Source organism: Amycolatopsis sp. GA6-003, from assembly GCF_046267895.1.
Classification (GTDB): Bacteria; Actinomycetota; Actinomycetes; order Mycobacteriales; family Pseudonocardiaceae; genus Amycolatopsis.
The window spans coordinates 8,991,915-9,004,680 of sequence record NZ_CP176499.1; the positions used below are offsets into that span (position 1 = coordinate 8,991,915).

Annotated in this window: 15 protein-coding genes and 1 pseudogene; 6 read left to right on the plus strand and 10 right to left on the minus strand. The window is 71.7% G+C overall.

The window, feature by feature from the left end:
- Positions 1 to 161: 161 nt before the first annotated feature.
- Positions 162 to 323: a hypothetical protein gene (locus F9C12_RS40685; RefSeq protein WP_409179637.1), complete on the minus strand. Its 162-nt coding sequence runs from the start codon at positions 321 to 323 to the stop codon at positions 162 to 164.
- A gap of 110 nt (positions 324 to 433) precedes the next feature.
- Between F9C12_RS40685 and F9C12_RS40690 the strand changes: the two genes are divergently transcribed.
- The 3 genes from F9C12_RS40690 to F9C12_RS40700 all read left to right on the plus strand — a co-directional run bounded on the left by F9C12_RS40690 (position 434) and on the right by F9C12_RS40700 (position 3,529).
- On the plus strand, positions 434 to 1,900 hold the full coding sequence (locus F9C12_RS40690; RefSeq protein ID WP_409464009.1) for an aminotransferase class I/II-fold pyridoxal phosphate-dependent enzyme: 1,467 nt from the start codon (positions 434 to 436) through the stop codon (positions 1,898 to 1,900).
- Positions 1,901 to 1,933: 33 nt separating this feature from the next.
- A complete protein-coding gene (locus F9C12_RS40695; RefSeq protein ID WP_409179639.1) occupies positions 1,934 to 2,395 on the plus strand; it encodes a DUF6098 family protein in 462 nt (153 codons plus the stop codon).
- A 192-nt stretch (positions 2,396 to 2,587) separates the two neighbouring features.
- A complete protein-coding gene (locus F9C12_RS40700) occupies positions 2,588 to 3,529 on the plus strand; it encodes a zinc-binding dehydrogenase (protein WP_409464010.1) in 942 nt (313 codons plus the stop codon).
- Between the two features lie 54 nt (positions 3,530 to 3,583).
- Here F9C12_RS40700 and F9C12_RS40705 read toward each other — a convergent pair whose 3' ends face one another.
- Both F9C12_RS40705 and F9C12_RS40710 read right to left on the minus strand, forming a co-directional pair.
- Positions 3,584 to 3,706: a hypothetical protein gene (locus F9C12_RS40705; RefSeq protein ID WP_409179641.1), complete on the minus strand. Its 123-nt coding sequence runs from the start codon at positions 3,704 to 3,706 to the stop codon at positions 3,584 to 3,586.
- Between the two features lie 153 nt (positions 3,707 to 3,859).
- Positions 3,860 to 4,318 (minus strand): Lrp/AsnC family transcriptional regulator, encoded by a 459-nt coding sequence (locus tag F9C12_RS40710; RefSeq protein ID WP_409179642.1) that lies wholly within the window; start codon positions 4,316 to 4,318, stop codon positions 3,860 to 3,862.
- Positions 4,319 to 4,381: 63 nt separating this feature from the next.
- Between F9C12_RS40710 and F9C12_RS40715 the strand changes: the two genes are divergently transcribed.
- Together F9C12_RS40715 and F9C12_RS40720 are read left to right on the plus strand one after the other, a co-directional pair.
- Entirely contained in the window at positions 4,382 to 5,098 is a 717-nt protein-coding gene (locus F9C12_RS40715) for an AzlC family ABC transporter permease (RefSeq protein ID WP_409464011.1), read from the plus strand.
- Positions 5,091 to 5,420, plus strand: coding sequence for a branched-chain amino acid transporter permease (locus F9C12_RS40720; protein ID WP_409179644.1), 330 nt, complete (start codon positions 5,091 to 5,093; stop codon positions 5,418 to 5,420). Before F9C12_RS40715 ends, F9C12_RS40720 begins: the two co-directional genes overlap by 8 nt.
- An 83-nt stretch (positions 5,421 to 5,503) precedes the next feature.
- Here F9C12_RS40720 and F9C12_RS40725 read toward each other — a convergent pair whose 3' ends face one another.
- The 6 genes and pseudogenes from F9C12_RS40725 to F9C12_RS40750 form a co-directional block, all read right to left on the minus strand.
- The gene (locus tag F9C12_RS40725; protein ID WP_409464012.1) at positions 5,504 to 6,655 is read right to left on the minus strand and encodes a N(5)-(carboxyethyl)ornithine synthase; all 1,152 of its coding nucleotides are present in this window, start codon (positions 6,653 to 6,655) and stop codon (positions 5,504 to 5,506) included.
- A gap of 47 nt (positions 6,656 to 6,702) precedes the next feature.
- The gene (locus F9C12_RS40730) at positions 6,703 to 6,864 is read right to left on the minus strand and encodes a DUF6307 family protein (protein WP_409467149.1); all 162 of its coding nucleotides are present in this window, start codon (positions 6,862 to 6,864) and stop codon (positions 6,703 to 6,705) included.
- Positions 6,865 to 6,960: 96 nt separating this feature from the next.
- Positions 6,961 to 7,032 (minus strand): annotated as a pseudogene (locus F9C12_RS40735) (hypothetical protein); the annotation flags it as partial.
- 945 nt (positions 7,033 to 7,977) lie between these two features.
- On the minus strand, positions 7,978 to 8,382 hold the full coding sequence (locus F9C12_RS40740; RefSeq protein ID WP_409464013.1) for a hypothetical protein: 405 nt from the start codon (positions 8,380 to 8,382) through the stop codon (positions 7,978 to 7,980).
- Between the two features lie 1,030 nt (positions 8,383 to 9,412).
- The gene (locus tag F9C12_RS40745; protein ID WP_409464014.1) at positions 9,413 to 9,970 is read right to left on the minus strand and encodes a DUF6292 family protein; all 558 of its coding nucleotides are present in this window, start codon (positions 9,968 to 9,970) and stop codon (positions 9,413 to 9,415) included.
- 109 nt (positions 9,971 to 10,079) lie between these two features.
- Positions 10,080 to 10,283, minus strand: a complete 204-nt coding sequence (locus F9C12_RS40750) for a cold-shock protein (RefSeq protein ID WP_409464015.1) — start codon at positions 10,281 to 10,283, stop codon at positions 10,080 to 10,082.
- 580 nt (positions 10,284 to 10,863) lie between these two features.
- Here F9C12_RS40750 and F9C12_RS40755 point away from each other — a divergent pair.
- Positions 10,864 to 11,871 carry a fatty acid desaturase family protein gene (locus tag F9C12_RS40755; RefSeq protein WP_409464016.1) on the plus strand — a complete coding sequence of 336 codons (1,008 nt, stop codon included), beginning with the start codon at positions 10,864 to 10,866 and terminating at the stop codon, positions 11,869 to 11,871.
- Between the two features lie 168 nt (positions 11,872 to 12,039).
- Here F9C12_RS40755 and F9C12_RS40760 read toward each other — a convergent pair whose 3' ends face one another.
- Positions 12,040 to 12,480: a hypothetical protein gene (locus F9C12_RS40760; protein ID WP_409464017.1), complete on the minus strand. Its 441-nt coding sequence runs from the start codon at positions 12,478 to 12,480 to the stop codon at positions 12,040 to 12,042.
- Positions 12,481 to 12,766 lie beyond the last annotated feature (286 nt).

Genomic DNA, 12,766 nt, shown 5'->3' on the forward strand with positions numbered 1-12,766 from the left:
GCCGGCCGACCGATCCGCGGCGCGCTGAGCCGCGCCGATCGACGGCCGACGGAGACGCGGCGAAGCCGGCCGGAAGCCCGCGCAAGGCGAAGACCGGAGTACGTCCAGGCACCCTCGCCTGCCCGTTCCTCGTCTTCGCCGCCGCCCGGCTCGGGATGCGGTCAGTCCGTTTCGGGCTGCTGCCACGTCCGTCCGGCCCGCTGGGCGATCAGCTCGATTTCGTCGCCGACCTCCTGCCAGTTCTGGTCCGTCGGGTCGTGGTCGCCGGGCCAGGTGCGCCGCGGCGCCGCGAGGCCGCCGGCCGGCTTCGGTTCTTCTGTCATCTGAGTCATGATTCCTCCGTCTCCGTGCGAAGACCACCACGGACTACCCCTATCGGGGCCCGCGAAACGCTCCCGGGTTTGAGATTCGCCGGACTGGGTATGCCGGGCGCGTGGCCGATCATTCCCGCGCACCAGTGCTCGAGGCGATCCGGCGGTTCCGCGCGTCCGGGCACGTGTCGTTCCTGCCGCCCGGACACAAGCAGGGCCGCGGCGTGGACCCCCGGCTGGCGGAGATCGTCGGCCGCGACGTGTTCGCCTCGGACATCATCCTGATGAACGGCCTGGACGACCGGGCGCTCAACCGCGGCGTGCTGGCCAAGGCCGAGGACCTGATGGCGGACGCGGTGCACGCGGACCGCGCGTTCTTCTCCACCTGCGGCAGCTCGCTGTCGGTCAAATCGGCGATGCTGTCGGTCGCGGGTCCCGGCGAAGAGCTGCTGATCTCCCGCAACGCGCACAAATCCGTGGTGGCCGGGCTCATCCTCAGCGGCGTCCGCCCGGTGTGGGTGCCCCCGCGCTGGGACCGGGACCGGCATTTCGCCCACCCGCCCGGTCCGGACGAAACCGAGGCGGCCTTCGCGGAACACCCGGAGGCGAAGGGAATGCTGCTCATCACGCCGACCGATTACGGTTCCTGCGCGGACATCCGCGGCGTCGCGCGGATCTGCCACGACCGCGGGGCTCCGCTGATCGTCGACGAGGCCTGGGGCGCGCACTTCCCGTTCCACCCGGACCTTCCGGCGTGGGCGATGGACGCGGGCGCCGACCTGTGCGTGACGAGCGTGCACAAAATGGGCGCGGGCCTGGAACAGGGCTCGGTCTACCACCTGCGGGGCGACCTGGTGGACGCCGACGTGCTCGCCATGCGCGCCGATCTGCTCGACACCACCAGCCCGTCGTCGCTGATCTACGCCGGGCTCGACGGCTGGCGCCGGCAGATGGTCGAGCACGGAAAGGAATTGCTCGACGAAGTGCTCCGGCTGGCCGCCGGCACCCGGGAGCGGCTGGCCGGGATCCCCGGGATCGCCGTGCTGGGCGACGCCGAGCTTCTCGGCCCCGGCCGCGCGGACGACCGGGACCCGCTGAAACTGCTGATCGACGTGTCGGAACTCGGCTGCTCCGGCTACGACGCGAACCATTGGCTGCGCGAACACCAGCGCGTCGACGCCGGGCTGTCGGACCATCGCCGGATCGCCGCCCAGCTGACCGTCGGAGACGACGAGAGCACTGCCGCCCGGCTGGTCGAGGCGCTGCGGGCGCTTTCCGAGCACGCCGACGAACTGCCGCGCGCCAAACCGGTGGACCTGCCGGATCCCGAGGACCTGGAACCGGACCAGGCGATGCTGCCGCGCGACGCGTTCTTCGGCCCGGCCGAACAGGTCCCGGTGGAGAAGGCCGCCGGGCGGATCGCCGCCGAGACGATGAGCCCGTACCCGCCGGGCGTCCCGGCCGTGCTGCCCGGCGAAGTGCTGACCCGCCCGGTGCTCGACTACCTGCGCAGCGGCGTGGAAGCGGGCATGTTCCTGCCCGACCCGGTGGACCCGCTGCTGCGCGGCGTCCGGGTCGTCGCGCGCTGATTGCCTCCGGCGGACGTGGGTAATCCCGCGCCCATGACGGAATGGGACGACCGGCTGCCCGTGGTGCGCGACCTGGACGAACTGGTCTCGGCGTTCCGCCGGGCCGGAGAGGACGACCTGTACGTGCGGTGGTCGCGCGGCCCGGACGCGGACCTGCGCTCCGGCGAGGAAAGCCGCGACGGGCTCACCGGGATGCTGCTGCCCGGCCTGTCGGCGAACTCGCTGGCCCGGCAGCCGTGGTGGCGCGGCCGCTCGCTCCGGCTGTGGCTGGCCCGGCGCCTGCACGACTACCAGCACCTGCGCGAACGCGGCGGCCCCGGCGTGCGCCCGTGGCTGCTGCGGGGCCGCGAGATCGCGCGGGGCCCGGACAACGAGCCGTTGATCGTGGACGCCGAACCGCTGGCGTGGATCGAAGACGCCGTGATGCACGAAGCGCGCCGCCTGGTGGCGGAGGAGGCCCCGGCGGACTGGGGGTCGATGGACCGGCAGTCCTGACCCGCGTCGCGCCGTGCAAGGGATCCCGCGGGTTGCCCGGTCTTGCGCGTTGTCGGCGAGGGGAATCCTGGGCATGCCCGGGCACGAGCCGACGCGGGTGCTCAACGGTTGCTGGGCCGGGCACTGGCTCGCTCGGCGGCTGCGGTTCGGCCTCAAAGCACGACGCCTGAGGAGATCTGCGAAGCTGGGCCCATGCGTGCGGTGAAGATCAAGAACGGCACCTTCGGACTCAGCGATGCGCCCGACCCGGCTGCGGACGGCGACCATGTGGTGGTCCGGATCCGCGCGGCCGGACTGAACGCGGCGGACCTGCAGCAGGCCCGGGGCGCCTACCCCGCTCCGCCCGGCTGGCCGGACGACATCCCCGGCCTCGAAATCGCCGGGGTGGTCGAACAACCGGCCGGGACCGGCTGGGCCGCCGGAGATCGGGTGATGGCGGTGGTCGGCGGCGGCGCCCACGCCGAACGCATCGCGGTTCCGGCGAGCCTGCTGCTGCCGATCCCGGACTCGGTCGACGACGTCCGCGCGGCCGGTTTCCCCGAAGCGTTCAGCACCGCCTGGGACGGGCTGGTCGAGCAGGCCGGCGTGCGCCCGGGCGACCGAGTGCTGGTCACCGGCGCGGCCGGGGGTGTCGGGACCGCGATGCTCCAGGTCGCCGCGCTCGCCGGAGCGGACGTCGTGGCGAGCGTGCGCCGCCCGGAATCGCACGCCGCCGTCCAGGCCTTGGTCCCGGACGCGACGGTCGTGACCCCGGACCAGGAAGAGGAAAACGGCCCGTACGACATCGTCGTCGAACTGGTCGGCGGCAAGGACTGCCTGCGCCGGGTGCGGTGGCTCAAGCCGTACGGCCGGATCCTGGTCATCGGAGTCGGCGCGGGGGAGGAAGCGTCGCTGCGGCTGTTCGACCTGATGCGGGTCCGCGGCCGGGTGCTCGGATCGACCATCCGGGCCCGCAGCACCGTCGAGAAGGCGGTCCTCGCGACCCGCTTGCGGGAATGGCTCCTGGGCGCACTCGCGGCAGGTCGGCTCACGGTTCCCGTCGACAGCGTTTATCCGCTGGAGCAGGCGCCGGAGGCGTATGTCCGGCTGGGATCGCCGGGAAAGCTCGGCAAGATCGTGTTGCGAATGGAGTGACCTGGAGGAACGTCGGGCTGGGCGGCGGCGCCCAACCCGACGTCCAGGGGGAGTTCAGCGGGTCTTCCTCGGCGCGGCGCGGCGCTCGAGCCGGGGAGCCGTTGCCTGCCGCGCCAGCCACGAGATCGCGACCCGGAGCAGCGCCAGCGCGATCTGCCAGGCCAGGTTTTCGTCCATGGTGCCCACCTCAATCACTCGCCAGTCTCGGGGCGGGAGGGATTTCCGGCCCCTGACACGGCAAACGGGGCCCCGCCGTGCGGGCCCCGCTCAGAGATGGGCGTGCTCACTCCTTCAACGCCGGACGGCGCCGAGGTGTTCCCCGGGACGTGGTCAGGCGTCGCCCTTGATCTTCTTCATCGTCAAGTGCGACGTGACCCGCAGGACGCCCGGCAGCCCGGACAGCTTCCGGGTCTGGAACTCCTCGTACGCGGCGTGATCGGCGACCGCGACGCGGATGAAGTAGTCGGGGCGGCCGAAGAGCCGCCGGAACTCGATGACCTCCTCGTAGGAGGCGATGGTGTCCTCGAGCGCCTCGATCGTGGCCCGGTCGGTCGCGTAGACCTCGAGGTCGATCAGCGTCTCCAGGCCCCGGCCGACGGCCCCGGGGTCGATCACCGCGCGGTAGCCGGCGATCACCCCCGCGTCCTCGAGGCGCTTGACCCGGCGCAGGCACGGGGGAGGGGTGAGCCCGACCCGCTTGGCGAGGTCGACGTTGGTCAGTCTGCCGTCTTGCCGGAGGTGAAACAATATTTCCCGATCTAGCGCATCCAGTTTCACTATCTTGCCCACGAGGGCATTCTAGCGCCATGATCGGACACCACATTAGCCGAGAGCTGACGTAGTGTTCCCAGCGTGGAAACCGTGTCCGACCTGGCTGTCCGTGATCGCTCGCCCGCGCTGGCCGCGCTGAAGGACTGCGGGTCCGTCGGGATCGGCCTGGTCCCGCTCGGGCTCGCGTTCGGCGCGTTCCTCACGCATTCGTGCCTGGCCTGGTGGTGGGCGACGATCTTCACCACGTTCATCTACGCGGGCTCGTTCGAATTCCTGCTCGTCGGCCTGGCTGCGACGGCGGCTCCGCTGGCGTCGATCGGGCTCTCGGCGTTCCTGGTCAACGTCCGGCACGTGTTCTACGCCCTGTCCTTCCCGCTCCACCGCGTGCGCGGCCGCGCGGCCCGCGCGTACAGCACCTTCGCCCTCACCGACGAGTCCTACGCACTGTCCACAACGGACAGTGCGCGGGAGTGGAACGGCGCGCGAATCCTGTGGCTGCAACTGTTCCTGCACCTGTTCTGGGTCAGCGGAACGACGGTCGGCGGCTTGCTCGGGTCGCTGATCCCCAGCAGCGTCGTCGGCCTGGACTTCGCCATGACGGCCTTGTTCGTCGTGCTGGCGCTCGACGCCGTCCGCGACCGCAAGGGCGATCTGCCGACTCCCGTCTTAGCCGCCCTGAGCGCGGTCTTGGCCCGCGTGCTCTTCCCCGGCCAGCTGCTGCTGGCGGCTTTCCTGTTGTTCGCGGGAGGGCTGATCGTCCGCGGCGTCGTGGCCGAACGGAGCGTGAGCAATGCCTGACCCCGCTTACCTGCTCGCCGCGGTCGCGGTCTCCGCCGCGGTCACGTGGGGGTTGCGCGCGCTCCCGTTCGCGGTCCTGGCCCCGTTGCGCGCCAGCCGGACCGTGCAGTACCTGAGCACCCGCATGCCAGCGGGCGTGATGGTGATCCTGCTGGTCTACTGCCTGCGAGACGTCTCGTGGACGTCCCCGAGCGCGCTGGCCCCGACCATCGCGCTGGCGGTGACGATCGGGCTGCATTGGTGGCGCCGCAACGCGGTGCTGAGCATTGTCGGCGGTACTGCGGTGCATGTTGTGCTGGCGAGTGTGCTGTTCCCGGGATGAGCCGTCCCGCCGGTGCGAGCGCGGTACCGCGTCTTCCCGACCTGGGAAGCCGGATGACGAGGCCGGACCGGCAGCGCCGACGGCTACGTCGCGCGGTGGGGGTATTCCGCGGAACGCCGCTGGAAGGCGAGGATCGCCGGGTTCGCGATGACGCCGTCACGGATCTCGACGGCGCGTCCGACGACGTCGTCGGCGCCCCACGCGGAGGGCCCGTCGAGGACCGGCCGCAGGAGGGGAAGCAGCGCCTCGCTGATCTCCCAGGTCGCCGAACTCCACAGGTAGGACGGACTGTGGTCGACAGCGTAGTAAGTGATGCCCGCGCCGACCTCGAACGTCGGGTCGGCGAAAGACGTGGGCCGGGCCCAGCTGAAGCCCATGCCCTCGTCGCACGAGACGTCGACGATGAGGCTGCCCGGTTCGAACGCGTCCAGGTCGGCTTTGCCGAGGAACGTCAGCGGCTCGCCGGGATCCTGCAGCACGCAGTTGACGACGATGTCGTGCTCGGCGAGGAACCCGGCGAGGGGGACCCGGCCCCGGTCGGTGAGCGCGTGGCTGCGGCGGGGATCGCCCGGGGTGTCCGCGTCGTGCTGGAAGTGCACCATCGTCGCGGAGTGGATCGGCGAGCCGACCGCGGCGACGCCGCGGCCGGTGAGGACGCGCACGTCGTGCACGCCGTGCGCGTTGAGCGCGGTGACCGCGCCTCGTGCGGTCGCGCCGAAACCGATGACGACGGCACGGAGGCGGCGTCCGTAGTCGCCGGTCGACCCGGTCAGCTGCAGGGCGTGCAGGACCGAGCAGTAGCCGGCCAGCTCGTTGTTCTTGTGGAACACGTGCAGCCCGAAGGATCCGTCGCGGGTCCAGTGGTTCATCGCCTCGAACGCGATCAGCGTCAGCCTGCGGTCGACGGCCAGCTGGGTGAGTTCCCGGTCCTGGACGCAGTGCGGCCAGCCCCACAGCACCTGGTGCGGCCGGAGTTCGGCGACGTCGCTCGGAACCGGTTTGGCGAGCAGGACGACGTCGCATTCGGCGATGAGCTCCTCCCGCGTGCGCAACCCCGCGACGGCGCCCTTCAGCTGCTCGTCGGGCACGCCGAAGTCCTTGCCGTAGCCGTATTCGAGGTAGATGCGCTCGCGCAGGTCGGCGTCGATCCGCTCGAGATGCCAGGGGTGGATGGGCAGCCGGCGTTCGTCCGGTTTCCGCGAATGCGCGACGACGCCGAGAGTGAGCTGGTGCACCGGGTTCCTTTTGCTGGATGGTGGTCTGGACACCGCGTTTCCGAGCGTTACCGGCGCAGCTTTTCGGGCGCTTCGTCGATGAGGCGCAGCAGCCGCACGGCGAGGGCCTGGCAGGCGGTCTCGGTGAGGCCGGTGTCTTGTTCGAGCAGGTCCCGCACCCGGGCGACCCGTTGGTCGTAGCGGGAGACGAAGGCGGGTTCGGCGGTCATGTGCTGTTCCTCTTTCCTGGTTTCGCGGCTTCCTGCGGCGCAGGCGCATCGGCGGCGCCGGGCGCCGGCCGCGGTCGCCGCGCAGAAGCGGTTCGCGATCGGGTCGTGCGTGTTCTTCTCATGTGGACAGACGGGGCAGGCGGCGTCCGGCGTCCGGGCGGCGCGCATCGCGATCACCGCCGGGCTCCTCGTCGGCCGGCGGCCGCCGAGCCGTTCGGGGCCGCGCGGACCACGCCGGCGACGGTGCCCGGGGAATGGACGGGCACAGTGCGGACCCGCGACGGAATGCGGTGCGGTACGTCCACGACGCTCCAGTCCCGGCAGCCGCCGGAGACGGGGACGAGAAGGCCGGCGTGCCGCGGTCGTCACCACGTGGCGCGCGAGAACCAGGCGGAGTCCGGGGACGGTGCGGGCTCGAGTGCCCGCACACGGGATGCTCCCGGATGCCACTGACCCTACACGCACCAGGATCCCGGCAGGTCACGGTCACGCACTCGGCGTCCCCCGGCATCTCGGCGGCGCGCGGGAACGCCGTTGCCGGACAGCGGGCTGGCGATCGAGTGGCTGCCCGGGGCCGTTCCCGCCGGGGGATCTCCGGCGGCACGGACTCGCCCGCCGAAACCCGTCTGCCGCGTCGCGCGGGGGAGAGGACGGCAGTGGACCTAGCGCGTACCGCCAGTGGCGGCCGGGAGCATCCGGTGGGCACCCGTTCCCGGTCCATCGGGGGGTGCCGGACCGGGAACGCCGATGGCGCGGCATCGCCTCCGCCCCGCTCAGTGCTCTGCGCGGAAACCCTTGCGCCGGAAGGAAATCGTCTATCAGCATGTGCCGCCAACCCCGGCCCGGCCACTGGCTGGTATCCGAGCCCGGGGATACCGCGGTTCCGCTTTCGCGGGGCGGGCATCGCTGGTGAAGCACGACGGTTCCGCGGTCCCGGCTGCCCGTGCCGCTCGGGTCAACGCACGCGATGCCACGGCATCCGCGGAACGCGGACCCGAACAGCCGAGTTCGGCCAGGGGCGACGTGCTTGCGCGCCACCGTGGCGTGGGCTCGGGGCCGGGTCGCGTGCGGCGCCCGGGGACGCGCGGTCTTGGATCCGCATCGAATTCCGTTTCAGCAGGATTGCCCGCCCGGCAAATGCGCGACCGGGTCGGCCCGCCCGGCGTTCCAGCGCAGCGCCGCATCCAGTTGTTCCGTCGAAAGCCGCACCCGTCGCGAGATCTGGCGCAGGGATGCGCGGCTCAGCGACGAGTCCTGGCTGGCCTGGCACAGCAGCCCGAACCACCACTGCTCGTCGACCCATTCGAGCTTGGCCTTGCGCACCAGCACGGCAAGGTGCTCGTCGCAGCACGCGTGGACGATCCGCTGCCCGGGCAAGGCGAATTCCACCACGTCGATGACCGAGGAGTCGCGCACCAGAGCGGTCTGGAGGCTCCCGGACACGGCGTGCTCGCCGCAGTAGCCGCACAGCGGACCACGATGGTTCCGGGCCGCCGCGAAGGAAAAGGCAGGCGGCATCAGAACCTCCGGCTCACTGTGGCCAGTTCCCTCTCACGGCAGCAAGCCGGGGCCGGGAGCAGAACCGCGTCTGCGGAATTCCGCGCAGGGGCCTGAGGCGACCCTCCTCTACAGAACTCACCCTAGGGACACTCTGACGCGATGTCAGTACACCATCCGGGTACGGCGCGGCAACGCTCGCTCAAAGCCACCCGAGCTCCGGGATGCGATCAAGAAGCGGCGGATTGCCTGCGGCGTAAGCGGATGGTCTTCGCCGCGGACCGAGCGCGCGGCTGGCCTCCAGGCGGAGTGATCCGACCGCTTCGGCCAGCGCCGCGGCGAGGCAGTCGCGCGGCTTCGTCCGCTGACCGCGGCCACGAGCCGCCGACGTGCCCGCGCTCGGAACCGGTCGGCTCCAGCGACAGGCGGGTCGCACGTCCCGCGCGGGCTTCTTCCGGCCTGAGCCGGTCATCCCGGTCGGCAGTCCGGTTTCTGCCGCCTCAGGTCGCCGCCCGCGGTGAGGCCGACACCCTTCAGCGGCAGCGGAGGAACGAAAACCGCCGTCCAGCGCGGGAAACCGGTTCCGGCGGCCCCGCCGGGATGCCGATGTCCGGTCCTCGCGAACGTCCGGCTGAACGCGGCGGCGAGCGTGCTTGCCGACCCGCCAGCCGCAGCTCAGCCGAGCCAGCCTCGTCCTGGCCGCGTCGGTGGCGGGCATCGCTGCCCAGGAAGAAAACTGTCGTGCCCGCCAGCCGTCAGCTCTCCCCGCCCGCGAGCTTGCGCAGCGCGGGAACGCCGCTGCCTTCGCGCTCCACGCGACTGCTACGACTCCGGCCCGGCGGCGGTGGCGACACGATCCGGCGGTGTCCGCGGCCGCGTCGCCGGGGAAGAACTGGCCGGGGAAACGACGCGGGTCATGCGCCGTCTCCCCGGTCCCGCGCGGCCCGCGGATGACCGAAGGCCCGGGTCGCGCGCCTCCCCGGTGCGCCGGATGCGCTCACGAGTCTCCGGACCACGCGGCGGGCCGGGGAGTCCGCGTCAGCGAGCCGACCTAAAGCGCGTTCAGGTGTGCCGCCAGGGTCGCCCGGTCGAGCTGAGGAGGCACGGGGCTCAGCTGGCCGCCGCGATCGCCGCCGAGGACTCCGGCGACGAACTGCGCGACGGTCCCGGCCGGGGGCGCGACGTGGCCACGAAGACGGCAGAGCACGGGCGAGCGGTCGTCGCCGCGCGGCTCGATCGCGACGGACCAGCCGAGCCGTTCGTCCCAGACGAGCATCAGGTCGCGCCGCGGGTGCTCGGCGGTGCCGGAGCTGAGGCCGAGGTAGGCGGTGGCGGTGTCGGTGACTTCGTGGGTCACCGCGTCGAGGGGAACGCCGACCTCCTCGGCCACCTGCCGGAGGTAGCCCGCCAGGGCGGAGTCCAGGCTCGGCGCCGCGGCACCGGCGGGCTTGAGGTCCACAATGGACAGCAAGAGAGGTTCGCCGCGCGGATCGCGCGCCGTCCGGGCGACTGTGCGCGCCGCGCGGACGCGGCATCGCTCGTGCTCGCGCGAATTCCGGGCACGGTCGGAGGCGGGCTGCGCGGCCGGTCCTGCGGGGATCGCGGTCACGGTCTGCACCCCGCACCCCGGAAAGCCGAACGAGGCGGGGACGCGGGCGGGCGGGCAGGCGCCGCCGGGCGTCCGCGGCGGCGCGGACGCCCGGCAGGCGTGACGGTGGTCAGAGGACCGACACCGCCGTGGCCTGCGGGCCGCGGTTGCCCTGGCCGACGTCGAACTGCACGCGGGCGTTCTCGTCGAGGCTGCGGAAACCGCCGCCGACGATTTCCGAATAGTGGACGAACACGTCGCTGCCTCCGTCGTCGGGGGCGATGAAACCGAATCCCTTTTCGGAATTGAACCACTTCACAGTGCCTTCGGACATCCGAGCACTTCCTTGCCGTGTCGAAACGATGCGGCGCGACCTCGAGCGAGGCGGCCGGGTTGCGAGCGCGAAACCAAGGAAAGCCGGAAAGGCACCGAGACGACGCTCGCCAAAAACCTCTGCGGCGTCGGGAACAACGAGCACAAAAATCTTCAACCGGGAGCAGTGGAGCACACCGGCGGCCGCGACGTCAAGCCGGACCCCCCGTCCGGCAGCCGCCCGCCGACGCGGGTAGCGTCGGGATCAGCAGGCTCGCGCCGCGCTTTTCGACCCCGGGTCACGAGGAGCCTTGCCGACGCTGTCCGACCTGCGACCCCAAGCCCTTTCCCGATGACGGCCCGCTCGCCACCGCCTGCCGGTGCGCGCGCCGCCGGCCGCTTTCGCCCGCCCCCTTCCCAGGAGTTCCTTTGTCGCGCATACCCGTACGTTCCCGCAGCGCTCGCGCCCCCGCCGCGCCGGTCCTGTTCAGCCATCCCGTCTCGCACGCCGCCGGACGCACGCTTTCCCCCGCCGATCAGCGCCGCAGCCGCGGCGTCCGGTTCTCCTCCTCGTTCTCCGGAGCCCCTGCGACGACGCGCCGATGAACGCTCCGGCGGCATACGGCACCCTGCTCGCCGAAATCCGGGAAGCCGGGCTGCTGCGCCGCCGCCACGGCTACTACGCGGCAGTGATCACCGCGAACCTCGCGGTGCTCGCCGGAGCGTGGGTCGCCTTCGCGTTCCTGGGCGACACGTGGTGGCAGCTGCTGATCGCGGCCCTCCTGGCCGTGGTGTTCGCGCAGCTGGCGTTCGTCGGCCACGACGCCGGGCACAAGCAGATCTTCCGGACCCGCCGCCCCAACGACGCGGTCGGCGTCGTGCACGGCGGCCTGGTCGGGATGAGCTACCAGTGGTGGATCGACGGGCACAACCGGCACCACGCCAACCCCAACCACGAGGAGCACGACCCCGACCTCGACATCCCGGCGCTGGCCTTCACCGGCCCGCAGGCCCGCGCGAAGCGGGGTTTTCTCCGCTGGATGGCCAAGAACCAGGCGCTCCTCTTCTTCCCTTTGCTCACCCTCGAAGGACTCAGCCTGCACGTCTCGGGAATCCGGGCGGTGTGGCGCGGCGACACGAAAATGCGCCGCGTGGAAGGGATTCTGCTGACCGCGCACGCCGCGGGGTACCTCACCGCGGTGTTCCTGGTGCTCTCGCCCGGTCTCGCGGCCGCGTTCGTCGTGGTGCACCAAGCCCTCTGGGGCGTCTACATGGGCTGTTCGTTCGCGCCGAACCACAAGGGGATGCCCACGATGACCGGGCGCCCGGCCGATTTCCTGCACCGGCAAGTGCTGACCTCGCGCAACATCCGCGGCGGCCGGGTCGTCGACTTCGTGCTCGGCGGGCTGAACTACCAGATCGAGCACCACCTCTTCCCGAACATGCCCCGCCCGCACTTGCGCCGAGCCCAGCCGATCGTCGAAGGATTCTGCCGCCGCCACGGGATCCCTTACGCCCAGACCGGTCTGCTGCATTCCTACCGGCAGGTCCTCGGCCATCTGCATCAGCTGGGCGCACCGCTGCGAGCCGCCGACCGCGGCCTGAGGTGACCTCCCGCTGGCGCCGCACGCGCGGACGAACGGAGTGGATCAAGGGTTCCCCTGCCCGCGGGGCGGTGGGCCTTCCGGGGGCTGGGGAAGCCAGAGGACGACACCGCGGCCGTCGACGGTGTCGGCGGGCCCGGAGAGACTGATGCGGAGCTCGCCGAGGTCGAGGGCTCAGGCGGCGAGGTCGGCGTGTTCGACTCGGATTGCGCTGTGCGCGCGGCCGTCGACGGTGGTGTGGTGGGCGCGGCCGCGGCGGGACGCGGCCTGCTCGGTGCGGATGAGCTGCCACAGCAGGTGTTCCGCGTCCTCGGCTTCGACCGGGCCGGACTGCCAGCACGAGCCGATCGTCATGGCCGCCGTTGCGGCCAGCGAGTCGGCGCAGTGGTCTCGTTTCTGCGTGACGACGCACAGCAGAGGGCCCCGGAAGCGGAGCGTGATCGCGTCGGCCCAGCCTGGTTCGCCGACCTCGCGGGAGGACCGCGTCTCGATGCCCGGGGGACCCTGCAGAGGGCCGGTCGGGAGTGCGACCGGGTGCCCGAGCGCCACGACGGCCTCGTCCACGGTGGCGGGCAACCCGGTGACACGGTGGTGCGCGCCTGCCTGGATGTCCATGGCGGATGCGATGCCCTTCCTGCGGGATCCGGTCAGTTTCCGGCCTGGGCGGCCCTGCGCTCTGCGGCCCAGTGTCACAGGATCGGTAGTTGATCGCACTCTCCTTCAGGCAGGCGGTGCTGCATTGCGGGACTCGCTGCAGGGCAATTCGCGCGGCGATCGGATTTCTCGCCAATACGCCATATGGGGTAGTCGTCCGCGACGGGATGATCGAGACAGCCTTCCCGGTTGAGTTCCCGTGACGGCCGTCGCGGCGGATGTCGGCTGCCCGGGACAGTGGCACCCC

Excerpts from the sequence above, each read along its gene's own strand:
- F9C12_RS40750 (WP_409464015.1), bottom strand. The coding sequence starts at position 10,283 with ATGTCCGAAGGCACTGTGAAGTGGTTCAATTCCGAAAAGGGATTCGGT.
- F9C12_RS40685 (WP_409179637.1), bottom strand. The coding sequence starts at position 323 with ATGACAGAAGAACCGAAGCCGGCCGGCGGCCTCGCGGCGCCGCGGCGC.
- F9C12_RS40720 (WP_409179644.1), top strand. The coding sequence starts at position 5,091 with ATGCCTGACCCCGCTTACCTGCTCGCCGCGGTCGCGGTCTCCGCCGCG.
- F9C12_RS40755 (WP_409464016.1), top strand. The coding sequence starts at position 10,864 with ATGAACGCTCCGGCGGCATACGGCACCCTGCTCGCCGAAATCCGGGAA.
- F9C12_RS40700 (WP_409464010.1), top strand. The coding sequence starts at position 2,588 with ATGCGTGCGGTGAAGATCAAGAACGGCACCTTCGGACTCAGCGATGCG.
- F9C12_RS40705 (WP_409179641.1), bottom strand. The coding sequence starts at position 3,706 with ATGGACGAAAACCTGGCCTGGCAGATCGCGCTGGCGCTGCTCCGGGTC.
- F9C12_RS40730 (WP_409467149.1), bottom strand. The coding sequence starts at position 6,864 with ATGACCGCCGAACCCGCCTTCGTCTCCCGCTACGACCAACGGGTCGCC.
- F9C12_RS40760 (WP_409464017.1), bottom strand. The coding sequence starts at position 12,480 with ATGGACATCCAGGCAGGCGCGCACCACCGTGTCACCGGGTTGCCCGCC.
- F9C12_RS40740 (WP_409464013.1), bottom strand. The coding sequence starts at position 8,382 with ATGCCGCCTGCCTTTTCCTTCGCGGCGGCCCGGAACCATCGTGGTCCG.
- F9C12_RS40695 (WP_409179639.1), top strand. The coding sequence starts at position 1,934 with ATGACGGAATGGGACGACCGGCTGCCCGTGGTGCGCGACCTGGACGAA.